This is a genomic window from Nonomuraea sp. NPDC052265 (assembly GCF_044547985.1).
In the GTDB taxonomy this organism is placed as follows: domain Bacteria; phylum Actinomycetota; class Actinomycetes; order Streptosporangiales; family Streptosporangiaceae; genus Nonomuraea.
This window is the reverse complement of the sequence record NZ_JBIUBJ010000009.1, coordinates 105,310-121,368: the sequence shown is the minus strand read 5'-3', so window position 1 is coordinate 121,368 and position 16,059 is coordinate 105,310. Positions and strand designations below refer to the sequence as shown.

The 16,059-nt window shown below is 67.4% G+C and carries 5 protein-coding genes; 4 read left to right on the top strand and 1 reads right to left on the bottom strand.

Annotation, left to right across the window (positions count from 1 at the left end; genetic code table 11):
• Window positions 1–4 precede the first annotated feature (4 nt).
• A complete protein-coding gene (locus ACIHAD_RS26200; RefSeq protein ID WP_397357268.1) occupies window positions 5–11,866 on the bottom strand; it encodes an RHS repeat-associated core domain-containing protein in 11,862 nt (3,953 codons plus the stop codon).
• 1,881 nt (window positions 11,867–13,747) lie between these two features.
• On the opposite strand from ACIHAD_RS26200, the gene ACIHAD_RS26195 reads away from it, so the two are divergent.
• The 4 genes from ACIHAD_RS26195 (at window position 13,748) to ACIHAD_RS26180 (ending at window position 16,000) form a co-directional block, all read left to right on the top strand.
• The gene (locus ACIHAD_RS26195) at window positions 13,748–13,939 is read left to right on the top strand and encodes a hypothetical protein (RefSeq protein WP_397357267.1); all 192 of its coding nucleotides are present in this window, start codon (window positions 13,748–13,750) and stop codon (window positions 13,937–13,939) included.
• Window positions 13,940–14,366: 427 nt separating this feature from the next.
• On the top strand, window positions 14,367–14,801 hold the full coding sequence (locus ACIHAD_RS26190) for a S26 family signal peptidase (protein WP_397357266.1): 435 nt from the start codon (window positions 14,367–14,369) through the stop codon (window positions 14,799–14,801).
• Between the two features lie 51 nt (window positions 14,802–14,852).
• Window positions 14,853–15,725: an ArsR/SmtB family transcription factor gene (locus ACIHAD_RS26185; protein WP_397357265.1), complete on the top strand. Its 873-nt coding sequence runs from the start codon at window positions 14,853–14,855 to the stop codon at window positions 15,723–15,725.
• 95 nt (window positions 15,726–15,820) lie between these two features.
• Entirely contained in the window at window positions 15,821–16,000 is a 180-nt protein-coding gene (locus ACIHAD_RS26180; RefSeq protein ID WP_397357264.1) for a hypothetical protein, read from the top strand.
• Window positions 16,001–16,059 lie beyond the last annotated feature (59 nt).

The window sequence follows — 16,059 nt, the reverse complement described above, 5'->3', positions numbered from 1 at the left end:
TCCATCAATGACAATCAGGCTTGAACTTCGGGTTCAACAGGCCAGTACCGCTTGACCGAGCAGAGTCGGTGTAGGTGACCCAGGCGCCACAGCCCGGGTACTTGTCGCGGAAATCGGAAAATTTACTGTTGATCCACTCTATGCCCTTCTGCACGATGGCGTCCCCGACCAGCCCGACGAGGCCACAGATCGCTTCGGCTTTCTCATTCTGAGTGACGAGGCCACTGAACTCGCAAGGAGTGCCCAGTCCGCCCTCCCAATCACCCAGCACATTCTCCATCAGCCACAGTTCTGGCGCGTAGTAGTAGTCGGTGCACTCGATCACGCGGCCACCACCATACGTCTCACAACGCTTGCTGTCCGGCTTCCCGTCGCAGTACTTGTGCTTCGGGTTCGACAGGCACCAGGCGAACTTCTCGGCCAGGCCCTCGCACTGCTTTTCTGTTCCCTTTTCTTTGGCCAGGCACTCGGACTGGATCAGGCCAAGGTAGGCACAGTCGGAGGCCGCGTGGCCCCCCTCCACGCAGTCCATGTACTGGTCGGCGACGCCGGCGCACTCACCGGCGGACTGCTCGAACCGCTTCTCCTTCTTCTTCGCGTTCCCGATCGAGCCGGTCGACCTGCAGCGCACATAGGTGTCACGGAGTTTGCGGCAGACGGGGTCGGCGTCCATGCCCTGCTGCCGGCAGTCCTCGTACTCCCGGGTGGCCTCGGTGCAGACCCCCTTGTTCGGACCGGTGTCGTCAGTCGTCCCTCGGCAGACTCCGTACTCGTGCGTGCCTTCGATGCAGATCGACCGATCGATGTCCCCCTTCCGGCATGCCTTGTAACCGGGCATCGCGTCATGACAGTAATCCGTGCCCTTGCCCGGGCGATCACTGCAGGCCTTCTCGACCGCCTTGTTCTCACACGTCTGGTATTTCCCGCTCTTGAAGTAGCACTGGCTGAGCTGGCCGTAGGCGCCCTTGCAGGCGTCTGCCGCGTCACCGTATCCGCTGTACCCCTTCTTGCAGTCCTTGTAGAAGGTGGCGAGGCTCTCCTCGTCGTCGCAGTTGATCCCGTTCTTGTTCTTGAACTTCTGCTTCTTGCAGGCGGCGTACTCCTGCTTGGGCGTCAGATTCTTCTTGGTGTCCTTCTTGGCGTTGGTCTTCTTGTTCTGCTTCTTGTTCGCGTGCCCCGTCGGGTCCGTGTTGGTGAGGGGGTTGTCGTTGGTGTAGCTGTAGCGGTTGAGCTGGACGCTGGGGTCGGGGCTCTGGGTGAGCGTGTCGCGGCTGACGAAGCTGCCCGTGTTGGGCTGGTACCACCGGGCCGCCATGTTGATCTTTCCGCTGTTCGGGTCGGTGTAGCCGCCCTGGTAGCCGAGGGTGTGGGCGGCTCCGGTGCGCGTGATGACCTCGCCGAACGGGTTGTAGGCAACGGAGTCGATCAGTGCCGTGCCGGTGGCGGTGAACGCCCCGATGAGGTCGCCCCGCAGGTCGCAGAAGGCGAGCTGGGCGCCGGCGCCGTCCGACAGACCGAGAGTGCGGCCGAGGGCGTCGCGGCCGAACATCGCGGTCTTGTTGCCGGTGGCGGTGTCGGTGACGGTGACGAGGTTGTTGCTGACGCCGTCGTAGGTCATGCGCTGGGTCTTGCCGCTGTAGCCGCGGGTCTCGACCCGGTCGAGGGCGTCGTAGTCGTAGGTCACGCCGTCGTCGCTGACCATGCGGTCGAAGGCGTCGAACTTGGTGATGCGGACCATGCCGCCGCCCTCCTCGGCCAGGGTGCCGCGGGCGGTGTAGGTGTAGGTCCGCCCGTCGCCGGAGGTGAGGCGGTTGCGCTCGTCGTAGGTGTAGGTCTTGTCGTCGGCCTTGACGCGGTTGCCTGCGGCGTCCCAGCCGTAGTCGGTCTTCGTGCCGTCCGGGCCGGTCCAGGAGGTGAGCCGGTTGGCCCAGTCGTAGGTGTAGGTGTTGTTACCGGCCCCGGCGGTGCCGGTGGTGGTCTTGGACGTCATGTTGTCGTCCACGTCGTAGCCGTACTCGATGGAGGCGATCGGCGCCGCGGCCGAGGTGGTCAGCGTGTCCTTGGTGAGGCGGTTCAACCCGTCGTAGTCATAACTGCGGCGCGCACCGTTGGCGCCGTACGACATCCCGACCAGGCGGTTCGCCTTGTCGTAGCTGTAGCCGATGGTCGTGGCCGAGACCGGGTCCACCGACTGGGTGAGCCGGTCGGCCTCGTCCCAGGTGAAGGTGGAGGTACCGGTGCCGTCGACGCGCTCGACGAGCCGCTTGTCGGCATCGTAGCCGTAGACGCTCAGGTCACCGGCGACCGTGCTGCTGGTCTTCAACAGCATGCCGCGATCGTTCAGCGTGAAGGTCAGGTCGTTGGCGCTGGTCAGGCGGCCGACCAGGTCGTAGCCGAACGTCTTGGCCTCGGTCTCCGCCTCTGCGCCTGAGCCGGTCTGCTTGATGAGCCTGTTCAGCTCGTCGAAGGTCCGCTCCACCTTCACCCCGCCGGGGGCGAGGCTGGCCGTGGGGTTTCCGCTGGCGTCGTAGGCCATCGTCCAGCTCCGGTCCTTGAGCTCCGGGTGCTGGGCGGTGGCCGGTTCGACCATCGACTCCACCAGGCCCAGGGTGTTGTAGCTGGTGTAGGTGGAGTGCCCGCGGCCGTTGGTGGCGCGGGTCTGCGCCCCCGCGGCGTCGTAGCCGAACGAGCTGGTGATCGTCTCAGTCGCCGAGACGGGTTCCACCAGCGACGTGAGCCGGTTGGCCGCGTCGAAGGTCCGGGCCACGGTGTGCCCGGACGCCGAGGTCGAGCTGACCGGGTTCCCGGCCTGGTCGTAACCGGTCTTGCGAACGCGGAGCAGCGCTCCGTTGGCGTCCAGTTCCCGTGTCTCGGTGTTCCGCCCGGCCAGGTCATAGACGGCCTGCGAGGTCAGCCCGAGAGCGTTGGTGGTCGACACCGGCCGGCCGGCCAGGTCGAAACCGAACGTGGTCGCGTTCCCGAGCGCGTCGGTGTGCTTGACCATCGCACCGGTCGCGTCGTATGCGCGAGTCGAGGCGTCCCCGGTGGGGCGGGTGGTCTTCACCAGGCGCCCCGCGTCGTCGTACTCCTGTTTGGTGACGTAGATGGCAGGTGTGGGCTTGCGCTCGATCGTGGTCAGCGTGATCTGCCGCCCCAGCTCGTCGTAGGTCGACTCCGAGCGCGCCCCGGTCGGGTCGGTCGACCACAACGGCTCGCCGAGCAGGTCGAAGCCGTAACTCCAGGAGGCGCTCGCCTGGGGCTGGTTCATCTGCACCTTACGGCCCAGTCCGTCATAGACGGCCGTGGTGACCTGTCCGCGCGGGTCCGTCGCCTTGACCAGGTGTCCGGCGGCGTCGTACTCGCTCGTCGAGGTCGGGGTGATCGGCTGCCCGCCCGGCGGCGTGTACGCCGGGGCGGTCTGCGTGATCGCCCGTCCTGCCCGGTCATAGGCCGTCGTCATGACGCGGCCCTCCGGGTCCTGCTGGTGGGTCCGTTCACCGAAGGCGTTGTAGCCCAGCTTCGAGACCGGCCGCTGGGTGGCCGCCGCCCCGCCGTTCCGCTCCACCTGTACGGCGGGCATCTGCAGGAGCGTCGGCAGGCCGAGCTCGTTGTAGGTCAGCAACGAGGCGAAGTCCGCCGGCGTGGCGCCCGCGGCGTTACCCCGGGGGTCGGTCATTTCGGTGACCAGGCCCCGGTCGTCCACGGTCAACGTGGTGACCAGGTCAGCGCCCTCGTTACGGACGGTCTGCCGGACCGGCAGATTGAGCACGTCGTAGGCGAACTCCGTGGTCTCCGCCCGATCGGTGCCGGCCGCGGTCCGCGTCACCTTCACCACGTTGTTGTTCGCGTCGTAGGTGAAAGCCGTCTTACGCGCCAGCTTCTCCGGATCCACCACCAGCGAGGTGTTCCGCCCGGCCTCGTCGAACGTCGCGTCGATCCGGAGAGTGCCGCCCCCGGTGGTCTGCCGTACCAGTTGCCCGGCCGCGTCGTACGCCCTCGAGTCCAGAACGACGTCCCGGCCCGTGGTTGAGCCGTTCAGCTTCACGCCCTTGGCGGTCGCCTCCAACGGCAGGTTGTCCGTGTAATAGGTGTAGGTAGTGGTGCGGCCCATCGCATCCGTCTGCGAGGCCACCCGGCCCGCCGGGTCGTAGGCGATGGACTCCATCACCACGTCCGTGGCCGGCTTCGGGTCCAGCGGGCTGCTCGTCCACCCCCTCAGCACCGTCGTGGCCGGCTCGCCACGAGGGGTGTAGCTGTAGGCCAGCGTGGTGCCCCGCGCATCGGTGAAGGAGGTCTTCTGCCCTCTGCGGTCGTGGACGTACTTCTGCACGCCGCCCTCGGGCCCGGTGATCGTCTCCTGCCTGCCGTACGCGTCGTAGGTGTAGACCGTCCTGCGCGGCGCGTCCCCTCCGGTCAAGTCCTCGCTGGTCTCGGTAACCGGCAGCCCGTCCTCGTTGTAGACGGTCGACAGGCGCAACGTGTGCGTCTTGCCGTCGACGTCGTTCTTGACGCCGGGACCGGTCTTTGTCAGCACCCGTCCCAGCCCGTCGTAGGCGACCGTGCTGGTGACCCCCTCGGGGAACGCCTTGGAGATCTCCGCCGTGACAGTCATCCGGCCCAGCGCGTCGTAGGTGTACTTCTTCACCAGCCCGGACGGCAACGTCTCACTGGCCAGGTCACCGGCGGCCGTGTAGGCGTACGTGGTCTCGTTGCCCTTGAAGTCCTTGGCCGACTTCACCAGGCCCGCCGGCGTCGTACCGCCGCCGACCGCCGGCTCGGTACCGTCGGTGTAGGCGTGGTTCGCGCTGCGACCGGCCGGGAAACCGTCCGTCGCCGGCGTCGTGGCTTTGAGCTCCTCACCGAAAGCGCTGTACGTCCACGAGGTCTTGTACGTCTCGTCCGTGGCCGAGCCCGACCGGGCGTCGCGCTGGCCGACCTTCGCGTCGTTGCGCGGATCGAACGGCTTGTCCACATCCACGAAGTAGTCGTAGTACTCCGTGTGGCACTTGTCCGCGGTACGGCACGTCTTCTTCGACAGCAGGTTCCCGCGTTCGTTGAACGCCGCCTCGATCGCGTTGCCGTTGGCGTCGATCACCTTGGCCGGGAACCCGCCCACGTCGTATGCCCACTTGGTGGTCGCGCCGACCTGGTCGGTCTCTGAGACCGGCCGATACCCACGCTGGGCGTCCGCCACGTAGGTGACCACCCCGTCGTGAGGGTCGGTCACCTTCACCGTCATGAACGTCGACAGCGTCGTCTGCTTCTCGTAGGCCGGCTCCGCGAGGGTCCACTTGCCGCCGTTGGCGTCGATCTGCGTGGCCAGCCGGCCTCCATCCGGGTTGTAGGTGTTGACCACCCAGGCCCGGCCGGACGGCATCGTCACCTGCGTCAACTGCGGCTGCAGCTTGCCGGCCGCGAAGTGCCGGGCGACCGCAGCCGCGCCGAGCGGCTTGCCGTAGATCGCCACCTCGTCGATGTCGCCGTTGAACGGGAAGACCGCGACCGCACTGGTCGTGAACGGCCAGGCCGACGAGCCCTGACCGGCCCCGATCCGAGCCTCGGCCATGTCGCCGTGCTGGATCTCCCCTGCCAGCGTGCCGACGGCGACGCCGTCCAGGTAGAGCGTCTGGGTGTGCTCCGCTTGCGTCGAGCTCGTGGCGGGCTTGGCCTCCGTCGCCGACAGCACCACGTAGTGCCAGGCCCCGTCGTTGACCGCGCCGGTGGAGGTGATCGGGACCTGCGCGATCGTGGACGGGCCAGTGAAGAACTGGCCACGCAGCTTGCCGTCCGTGCCCACGTACACCACCGGAGCGGAGGCCGACGAGGTCTTGTCAGCGGTGTTCTGCATGCCGATGATCGTGCCGGAGGCGGTGGTCTTGAACCATGCTTCGACCGTCAGCTCTCCGCCCTGACCGCTGATCGCGTTCCGCGGCAACTGCACGAAGGTCGAAGTCGTCGCGCCCTTGAAACGCATCGCCGTGTCCGGCGACCCGGCCAGCGCGCCCGGAACCTGGGTCCCGAGGTCGGCCGGGGTGTTCCCGTTCAGCTTGGCCTGCTCCTCAGTGATGTTCCAGCCTGCCGCACTCGCGACGGTCGTCTCGGTACGGGTATCGGCCTCGTTGAGCCGGTAGTAATACTCCGGCCGGGAGTCCGTGATCACGCTCTTGTAGCGCGAACCCGTTCCGTAGGAGTAGCTGTTGCAGGCGGTCGCCGAGGTCGGCGGGCACACCTTGACCAGCAAGTCGCCCTCGTAGGTGTAGGTCCAGGTCAGCGGGTGGCCGTCCACCGGGTCGGTGGACACGCTCGCCACGTGGTTCCCCGCCCAAGTGAACGTCAGCGACCGGCCCCCGGCGGCGGTCACCTTGGTCAGCCTGCCGTCGGTGCCCCGGGTCAACTCCTGCGCCCGGCTCCTGTGATCAGTGATCTTGGTGAGGCGGCCAAACGCGTCGAACCAGTAGGAGGTGGCCGACTTGTCCATTAATCGCCAGCCGCCAGCCTGCTCGGCGGCCAGCGTCGCGAATGTCCCTTGCGGAGGGGCGTAGTTGCCGTTACCCGAAGGCGCGAACCGCATCTGCTCGCCACCCGGGTAGGTCACCAGTAGGCTGCCCGTCGGTTCGGTCTCGATCCGCATATCCCAGCGGGTGGTCCAACCTGCACCGAAGATGCCGTCGGTGCGCGGGTCCAGACTGTTGTAGGTACGGCTCACCGACAGCGGCGGCCCCACCACCGCGACCGAGGCGTCGGTCGCGGTATGCGCGAAGTTGCCCGAGGTGTGGTTGAACTCGCGGCCCTGCGTGCCGGCCGACAGCAGCCCGTTGATGTTGCCCTGCTCGGGCATCGGGGTGAAGGTCCGCCATGAGGACGTCACCGTGGTGTAAGTGGTGGCGGCCTTGGCCATCCACGAATACGTCTCGCCCCACTTCAGCCGGGCGTCGTTGACCTGCCAGGTGCCTTCCTTGGTCCAGTCCTCGGTCTTCTCCGCCGAGTCCTTGCACCAGCGCCAGTTCGGCGCGCTGCCGGCGCAGATCTGGAACCAGTACTTGACCTCACCCTTGTTGAAGGGCCGCGCGTTGGCGGACAGCACCGGCGTCAAGGTGCCTACCTGGCTGTTGTTTGCCGGGGAGAACGACTCGAACGGCAGTGCCGCCACGGTCGCGTAGACCCAGGTCGACCACGGCCCGGACACGCCGGAGGTGGTGGTGGCCCGCGCTCGCCAGCGGATCTGCCAGCCGTCGGTCAGCTTGTCGGCGGGAACGACCGCCCAGGCGTTGGTCCCGGAGGCGTACTCCTTGTCGGAGGCGCCCGACCAGATCAGGCCCGTGCCCTGGTCGGTCTTGGCCGGGTCGTGCTCGACTTCGACGTTGAGCTTGCCGGCACGGTTCTCCGGATCGGTCACCTTGGCGTACATCCACGGCGTCAGCGACTCGGCCGTCCATGAGGTGGTGCCGCGAATCGCCGGGTTCATGCCCAGGCCGTCCACGCTGGGCTTGCGCAGGTCGACCGTGCCGGCCTGCCAGGGCGACCATTCGCCTTCCACACCCGCGGTGGTGACACCGCGTACCCGCCAGCGGACCTTCATGCCGTCGGTGAGCTTGTCAGCCGGTACTTGCACCCAGGCGTTTCCGCCGGAGTTGTAGGCGGTGGTGCCCTTGCCGGCCCAGATCACCCCCGTGCCCTGCTCCGGGACGGCCGGGTCGTGCTCGATCTCCGCGCCCAGCGTCAGCTTCGACCCGCCGGCGTCGGTCACCTTCGCGTACAACCACGGCGTGGCCGAGGCCAGCGTCCAGGTGTCGGTACCGCGGGTTGCGGGGACGGCGCCCAGGCCGTTGCCGGCGGTGCCGCTCACCGCGACGGTGGCCGGCTGCCACTCCGACCACGCACCCGCCACGCCGGAGGAGGTCGACGCCCTGACGCGCCAGCGGACCAGCCAGCCGTCCTTCAGCTTGCCGGACGCGACCGCAGGCGTCTGCAACCAGCACTTGGTCGAGGTGTAACAACCACTCGACGAAACCTCACCCGTACCGGACCAGATCAGCCCAGCACCCTGATCGGTCTTACCCGGATCATGCTCGACCTGCGCCTCCAGACGCAGCGGCCGGGAATCGAAGTCCCCACCATAAGCGGAGAAGGAGGGCTGAGCCGAGGACAGGGTCCAGAGTGCGGACGCCGCCTGCCCCGGAGAAGCCGACAACTCCGAGACCACCGGCTTGGAGGCGTCCACACGCGCCGCCTGCCACTCCGACCACGGCCCCGCCACCGACGAAGAGGTGGAAACCCTGACGCGCCAGCGAACCAGCCAGCCGTCCTTCAGCTTGCCGGACGCGACCGCAGGCGTCTGCAACCAGCACTTTGTGGTGGTGTAACAACCACTCGACGAAACCTCACCCGTACCGGACCAGATCAGCCCAGTACCCTGATCGGTCTTACCCGGATCATGCTCGACCTGCGCCTCCAGACGCAGCGGCCGGGAATCGGAGTCCCCACCATAGGCCGAGAACGACGGCTGAGCCGAGGACAACGTCCACAGACCGGACACCGCCTGCCCCGGAGAAGCCGACAACTCCGAGACCACGGGCTTGGTGGTGTCCACGCGTCCGGCCTGCCACTCGGACCAGGGGCCCGCCACGCCGGAGGAGGTGGACACACGCACCCGCCAGCGGATCAGCCAGCCGTCCTTCAGCTTGCCGGAGGTGACCGCAGGCGTCTGCAACCAGCACTTGGTCGTCGTGTAACAGCCGCCGCTGGACAGGCCACCGGAGGCCCACCAGATCAGCCCGGAACCCTGACTGACGGCCGACGGGTCGTGCTCAACCTGAGCCTCCAACCGCAACGGGCGCGAATCCGCATCCCCGCCATAGGCGGAGAAGGAAGGCTGAGTCGACGGCAGCGTCCACAAGCCCGACACGGACTGACCCGGGGAGGCCGACAGTTCGGACACCACCGGCTTGGTGGTGTCCACCCGCCCTGCCTGCCACTCCGACCAGGGACCCGCCACGCCGGAGGAGGTGGACACACGCACCCGCCAGCGGACCAGCCAGCCGTCCTTCAACTTGCCCGACGACACGGCAGGGGTCTGCAGCCAGCACTTGCTCGACGTGTAACACCCACTGATCGATGTCTCACCAGAACCCGACCAGATCAGGCCGGAACCCTGACCGGCAGCCGACGGGTCGTGCTCAACCTGAGCCTCCAACCGCAACGGGCGCGAATCCGCATCCCCGCCATAGGCGGAGAAGGAAGGCTGAGTCGACGGCAGCGTCCACAAGCCCGACACGGACTGACCCGGGGAGGCCGACAGTTCGGACACCACCGGCTTGGTGGTGTCCACCCGCCCTGCCTGCCACTCCGACCAGGGGCCGGCCACGATCGCGCCGGGAGTGTCGGTGGACTGCACCACCGCGCGGACCCGCCAGCGGACCAGCCAGCCTTCTTTCAACCCCGCCGCCGCAGGAGACACGTGCGAGGCGGAACAGGACTGTCCCGTGAAACAGGTCTCTCCGAAGGTCTTCCCCTGCCCCGACCAGATCAGCCCGGTACCCTGACCGGTGGCCGCCGGGTCGTGCTCGACCTCGGCCTCCAGCACGCCGGGCCGCCGATCGGCATCAGAGATCGCGGCGGTGAAGGACGGGCTGAGGCTCGGCAGAATCCACACCCCCGAGACCAGCTGACCGACGGGGGCCGATGCCTTGCTCACCACGGGCCCTGGCGGAATCGTCTGAAAGATCTTCGTGTCCACTCGGGCCGACACCCACTCCGACCATGGACCCGACATCCCGGACGTGGTGGTGGCCCGCGCCCGCCAGCGGATCTGCCAGCCATCAGTCAGCTTGCCCGCCGGGACCGCCACCCAGGCGTTGCCTCCGGAGGCGTACGACTTGTCCGAAGACCCCGACCAGATCAGCCCGGTGCCCTGAGCGGTGGCGGCCGGGTCGTGCTCCACCTCGACGTCGAGCTTGCCGGCACGGTTCTCCGGATCCGTCACCTTCGCATACAGCCACGGCGTCAACGTCCCAGCCGTCCAGGAGGCGGAACCTGGGAGAGCCGGATCCATCCCCAGCGACTCGACCAGCGGCTTGCCGAGATCGATGCGGGCCTGGGTCCAGTCGGACCACGGGCCGGTCACGTTGCTGGTGGTTTCGCCGCGTACCCGCCAGCGGACCTTCATGCCGTCGGTCAGCTTCCCGGCCGGCACCTGCACCCAGGCGTTCGCCCCGGACGCGGCGGCGGTGGCGCCCTTGCCCTCCCAGATCACGCCCGTGCCCTGGCCCGTCGCGGCCGGGTCGTGCTCGACCTGCACCCACAGCCGTGAAGCACGCGAGCCGGGATCGGTGACCTTGGCGTACACCCACGGCGTCACCGATGATGTCGTCCACCACGCCTGCCCCTTGCTTGCCGGAGTCAGTCCGGCGTCGGAAGCGGCGGGCTTGGTCGTATCGACAGTGGCGGTCTGCCAGGGTGACCATTCGCCTTCCACACCCGCGGTGGTGACACCGCGTACCCGCCAGCGGACCTTCATGCCGTCGGTGAGCTTGTCGGCCGGTACTTGCACCCAGGCGTTTCCGCCGGAGTTGTAGGAGGTGGTGCCCTTGCCGGCCCAGATCACCCCCGTGCCCTGCTCCGGGACGGCCGGGTCGTGCTCGATCTCCGCGCCCAGCGTCAGCTTCGACCCGCCGGCGTCGGTCACCTTCGCGTACAACCACGGCGTGGCCGAGGCCAGCGTCCAGGTGTCGGTACCGCGAGTGGCCGGGACCGCACCCAGACCACTGCCCGTGGTCCCGCTCACCGCGACCGTGGCCGGCTGCCACTCCGACCACGGCCCCGCCACGCCCGAACTTGTTGACACGCGCACCCGCCAGCGGATCAGCCAGCCGTCCTTCAGCTTGCCGGACGCGACCGCAGGCGTCTGCAACCAGCACTTTGTGGTGGTGTAACAACCACTCGACGAAACCTCACCCGTACCGGACCAGATCAGCCCAGCACCCTGATCGGTCTTACCCGGATCATGCTCGACCTGCGCCTCCAGACGCAGCGGCCGGGAATCGGAGTCCCCACCATAGGCCGAGAACGACGGCTGAGCCGAGGACAACGTCCACAGACCGGACACCGCCTGCCCCGGAGAAGCCGACAACTCCGAGACCACCGGCTTGGAGGCGTCCACACGCGCCGCCTGCCACTCCGACCACGGCCCCGCCACCGACGAAGAGGTGGAAACCCTGACGCGCCAGCGAACCAGCCAGCCGTCCTTCAGCTTGCCGGACGCGACCGCAGGCGTCTGCAACCAGCACTTTGTGGTGGTGTAACAACCACTCGACGAAACCTCACCCGTACCGGACCAGATCAGCCCAGTACCCTGATCGGTCTTACCCGGATCATGCTCGACCTGCGCCTCCAGACGCAGCGGCCGGGAATCGGAGTCCCCACCGTAAGCGGAGAAAGAAGGCTGGGTGGATGCCAGCGTCCATAGCCCCGACGCCAGCTGCCCTGGGGAGGCCGACGCCTCCGACACCACTGGCTTGGAGGTGTCCACCCTCGTGGCCTGCCATGCCGACCACGCGCCCGCCACCCCTGAAGAGGTCAGCACGCGCAGCCGCCAGCGGATCAGCCAGCCGTCCTTCAGCTTGCCGGACGCGACCGCAGGCGTCTGCAACCAGCACTTTGTGGTGGTGTAACAACCACTCGACGAAACCTCACCCGTACCGGACCAGATCAGCCCAGCACCCTGATCGGTCTTACCCGGATCATGCTCGACCTGCGCCTCCAGACGCAGCGGCCGGGAATCGGAGTCCCCACCATAGGCCGAGAACGACGGCTGGGTCGACGGCAGCGTCCACAACCCGGACGTCGCCTGCCCCGGAGACACCGACACCCCCGACACCACAGGAAGTGCGGCAGCCGTAGCGGCCGACACGGCCGACGCCCGAGTGAGAGATGCCGCTGTCGCCTTCGTACCACCAGATGCCGCGTTTCCTCGGCCGTTCGTCACCGGTGTTGATGTAGTGGCATCGGGGGACGATCCCCATTTCAACGGTGGTGGGCTGTTCAGCCCGTTCGTGGCCGGCTCGTCCGCCACCTCGCGCGGCTTCTCCAATGGAAGCGACCCCTCGGGCCGCTTACCGACGCCGCCGGTCTTACCCTCACCTCTCGGCTGGGTCGCGTCTGGCCCAACGAGGTGCGGCAGGTTCGCCGCCGACCCCGAACTCTGGACAGGGACACTGTTGGCGGAGCCTACGGATGGTGAATCGGGGATCGTCAGCCGGCTTGGAGAGGAGGATACGGCGAACGCTTGCGCCCCCAGATCGAGGACACCTGGCATAAGAGCCACGGTCACAGCCAAGGCGACACGACTCGCCCACCTCGATGGTGCACTCCGTCCGAGCCCTAACCGGCTCCGACCCAGCACCCTTGCACCTGCTTGAGCACGCCTCATGGCCACGCCCGCACTTCCCCGTAGACCGAAACACCAAGGGCCTTGGGCGCAACCCCGTAAGCGCCACATAAGAACGTCACAGATATACACAGACGAGACGAACCAGAAATAGATCTTGACAACCTGGATAGAGCTGGTGCAGGAGGCTGGTCGGATCGAATCGGTTCAGCTGTCCTAGCAGCTCACGCGCCTGCAACACCCGCAGATCACCCAAGGCCGCGTGACGCAGATCACAGAGGAATTCTTGATTACCCAATTCACCCCACAGTCAAATACTTCATGAGCCGATTCTTCGGGGCACGAGAAGAGGGGGGCAGGTGCGCTGTATCGGCAATTTCATTTACGTTCCCAGTACGACCGAGGCCGCAGCGGACGCGCCAGAATAAAGAGTTTGCGATACAAATATATTCACAGCCTTGAGCGCGATGGGCGCCACGATGCCTTGGCGGCCGAGAGAGAAACCAGGCAAGCTCGTTGGCGAGCCGCAGGGGCTCGAAAGCACTCCATCTCGGCCTGTTGAGTGCGAATATTCGATCGTCGTAGAGGTTGACCTGCAGCGACACAACCAGACCGCTGCACCTGCTGGTGACATGACGGCCTACCCTCCACGCGATACCCGGACATGCGATCCAGCCGCAATACCCAGGCGATACTCGCTGCACTATCACCAAGACTTTCGAAGGAATCGCGGCCGATCTCTTTTGGAGCCGTCGGCATCGTCCATCTTGCGATGCACCACCGGGCCGAACTCAAGCGTCATGGCCACCCATCGACACGAGCAGCAAATCAGGAAACTGTCTGGCTCGGAGAATCCCTTACGCGCACCCTGCCTCGATGACAGGTTTCGTACAGTACTGTCAGCTCGGATCTTCCTGTGCAATCAGGGCGGCGTCTGCAACCGTCGCGAATTGTTGTCGCCTGGCTACCCGTTGGTGAGGTGTTTGTTCGACCTGCACCAGTGCCATCTGGCCCAAGGACGTTCCGGTCACCCCGGCGCGCACCGCCACCTGTAGGGCACGAGTGGACCTTCTCCGATCGGCGGCGTCCGGGACAGCGCGGTACCCGCCGACCGACCTGTGACCGTCGGCCGATCCCGGGATGGTTGACTCGTCGGAGGTCTCCGATCGTGACCTTCGGGGCGTTGGAGATCCTGCACACGGCCGGCCTCGATTCCCCGGCTCGCCGGGCCGCCCCCATCTTCCGTATGTCAGCCCCACCGGCGGGCCCGTCACCTCCCGCGTCGAACAATCTACGGGCATGGATTCCGCAAGACGCGCTGTCACCACGGAAGTCCTGACCATGCCGACCTACGCTGCCCGCATGGCTTTTGTTATCCCAGAGATCAAGGTCGGCCTGGCCGAACTCGGTGGCGGGCCTGACGCCTGGTGCTCAAGATGCGGCAAGCGTGCGAGCCTGTACTACGTTGATCCGGCGTCCGGAAGGCCCACGTACGTCTGCACGGCCGATGCCGGTGCCGAGGTGGAGGCGATGCTCCTGCGCTCCCCCGACTGAGCGAATCACCACCGCGATGAGCGTCACTCTGGATCACACCGCCGACGTCAAGCCGTCGCGCGACACTCTCGACGCGCGGGCTCTGCGACGGGTTCGAAGCGGTACAGGCCGCCTGTGGGTGCCAGGCCAGCAGAGTCGCCGGGGTCAGCGGGGAAACCTTTCCCGGCGACGACGGGGCATCAGGTGCGGGAGTGCCGCGAACCACAGCCGGTCCGCTGTTTCGGAGCGCCCCCGGTGCACCTGGCGTAGGACCGCCTTCTGACGCCGAAGCACCAGCAGTCCAGGCAAGGACATCGGACGCCGAGGTGACGACGTCCATCGTAGGCGAGATCACGAAACGCGGTCCGGCACCGGCCGCTCGGTGCCTTCAGCCCCTCCGGTGATCCGAATCCTTGAGCCCCACAGGTCGGACGCTTACGCTCACGCCATGCCCGTGATCGCCGTGTTCGCCGCCCTGCTGGTCGTCGTCGTGTTCCTCGCCAGGCGCCGGCTGGTGGTGGTGACCGTACGGGGGGAGAGCATGGTGCCGGCGTTGCGGCCCGGCGACCGGTTGCTGGTACTGCGTGGGAAGGCGGTCAGGCGCGGGCAGATCGTGGTGCTTGAGCCGATCGGGCCGGGGATGCGGTGGCGGGAGGGACCACTGCCCGAGGTCGCGGCCGCCGAGTGGGTGGTCAAGCGGGTCGCGGCGCTGCCGGGTGAACCGGTGCCGCCGGAGTGCCCCGGACTGCCCTCCCCGGTGCCGCCCGGAAAGCTCGTGGTGCTGGGCGACGGGGAGATCAGCGCGGACTCGAGATTGTGGGGGCTCGTACCGGCTGACCGCGTTCTGGGGGTGGTCTTACGCACTCTTGTTAGTACGTCTTAACAGCCGCATACTCCATTATGTCCGGACATTTCCTGACAACGGGGCTGGGATATGCGTCTGGTCTTCTCCGCCGCAGGACTGGCCGCGACCACCTTCATCATCTCCCCCCTGCACCACACCCTGTTCGCCGCCCTGTGCCTGCATCATCCCGGCTTCGCCGTACCCGGATCGCCGTGGCGGGACCTGGCGCGCAGGACGCCCGCCAGGGCCATGCCGTTCGTACGACGTGTCCACCGCGCGCCGCACAGCGTGTCCGGCTTCCTCTGGGCCGACCTGCCGCTGCCGCCCGGGGTGGGCACGCTCAACGACGAGCTCGACGTCCAGCCCGGTCTCGGCGACGTCGCCGACGCGCTACGCGCCTTCTACGTCAGCTGCGTGGCCCCGGAGTGGGACGCGATACGCCACCGCCTGAGCGCGCACGTGAACCGCTACTCCGAGCTGATCTGCGTGCGGGGTTTCGGCCGCACGCTGCCCAGGCTCACCCCCAGGCTGAGCTGGTACGGCTGCACCCTGCAGATCGACACCTCGGGCCTGCGCCCGTCGCCGGTGGAGCTCGGTGACGGGGGCGTGGCGTTCTCGCCGCTGATGTGCGCCAGCCGCTGCTTTCTCGCGCTCGCGCCGCCCCACGGCGACCGCAGGGCCGTCATCGCCTATCCGGTCAGCGACGAGGGCACCCGGCGCCCCGCGTCGGTGGACGCCCTGGCCCAGGTCGTCGGGCAGGCTCGCGCCAGGGTCCTGCGCTCGATCGGCGGCGGATCGGCGACCGGCGAGCTGGCCAGGTCGCTGGCGGTGAGCGCCTCCACGGTGTCCGAGCACGTGACGGCGTTGCGGCTGGCGGGGCTCGTGAACACCTACCGCGAGGGCCGGGCGGTGCGGCACGTGCTCACCTCGCTGGGGCACGAACTTCTCACATACAGTGCCTGATTTGTCGCAATTCGGTGGCGGCCCGAAAAGATTGCCCTCCCCTGACCCGGTGGTGATGATCAGGCCAATACAGCCCCTCTCACCCAGGAGGTCGGATGACTCGCACACTGAGGGCATTGGGCGACCGGATGCTCGGCGCCATGCTGCCCGCCACCACCGCGGACGCCAGGGGGTGCCCCTACGAGTGCTGGTGCTACCGCTGGCTCGACCACAGCGCGTGGACCTGCGTGCGGCCGGACTGCACGACCTACGTGTCCTGCTACGAGTGCTGCTGATCCTCCACACCCCGCCCACGGCCCCTTCATGGGGGTCGTGGGCGGACCCCACCTGTGAC

What these genes read in the sequence shown, in the direction of transcription:
- ACIHAD_RS26195 (WP_397357267.1), top strand. Translation starts at nt 13,748, where the DNA reads ATGGCTTTTGTTATCCCAGAGATCAAGGTCGGCCTGGCCGAACTCGGT.
- ACIHAD_RS26185 (WP_397357265.1), top strand. Translation starts at nt 14,853, where the DNA reads ATGCGTCTGGTCTTCTCCGCCGCAGGACTGGCCGCGACCACCTTCATC.
- ACIHAD_RS26190 (WP_397357266.1), top strand. Translation starts at nt 14,367, where the DNA reads ATGCCCGTGATCGCCGTGTTCGCCGCCCTGCTGGTCGTCGTCGTGTTC.
- ACIHAD_RS26180 (WP_397357264.1), top strand. Translation starts at nt 15,821, where the DNA reads ATGACTCGCACACTGAGGGCATTGGGCGACCGGATGCTCGGCGCCATG.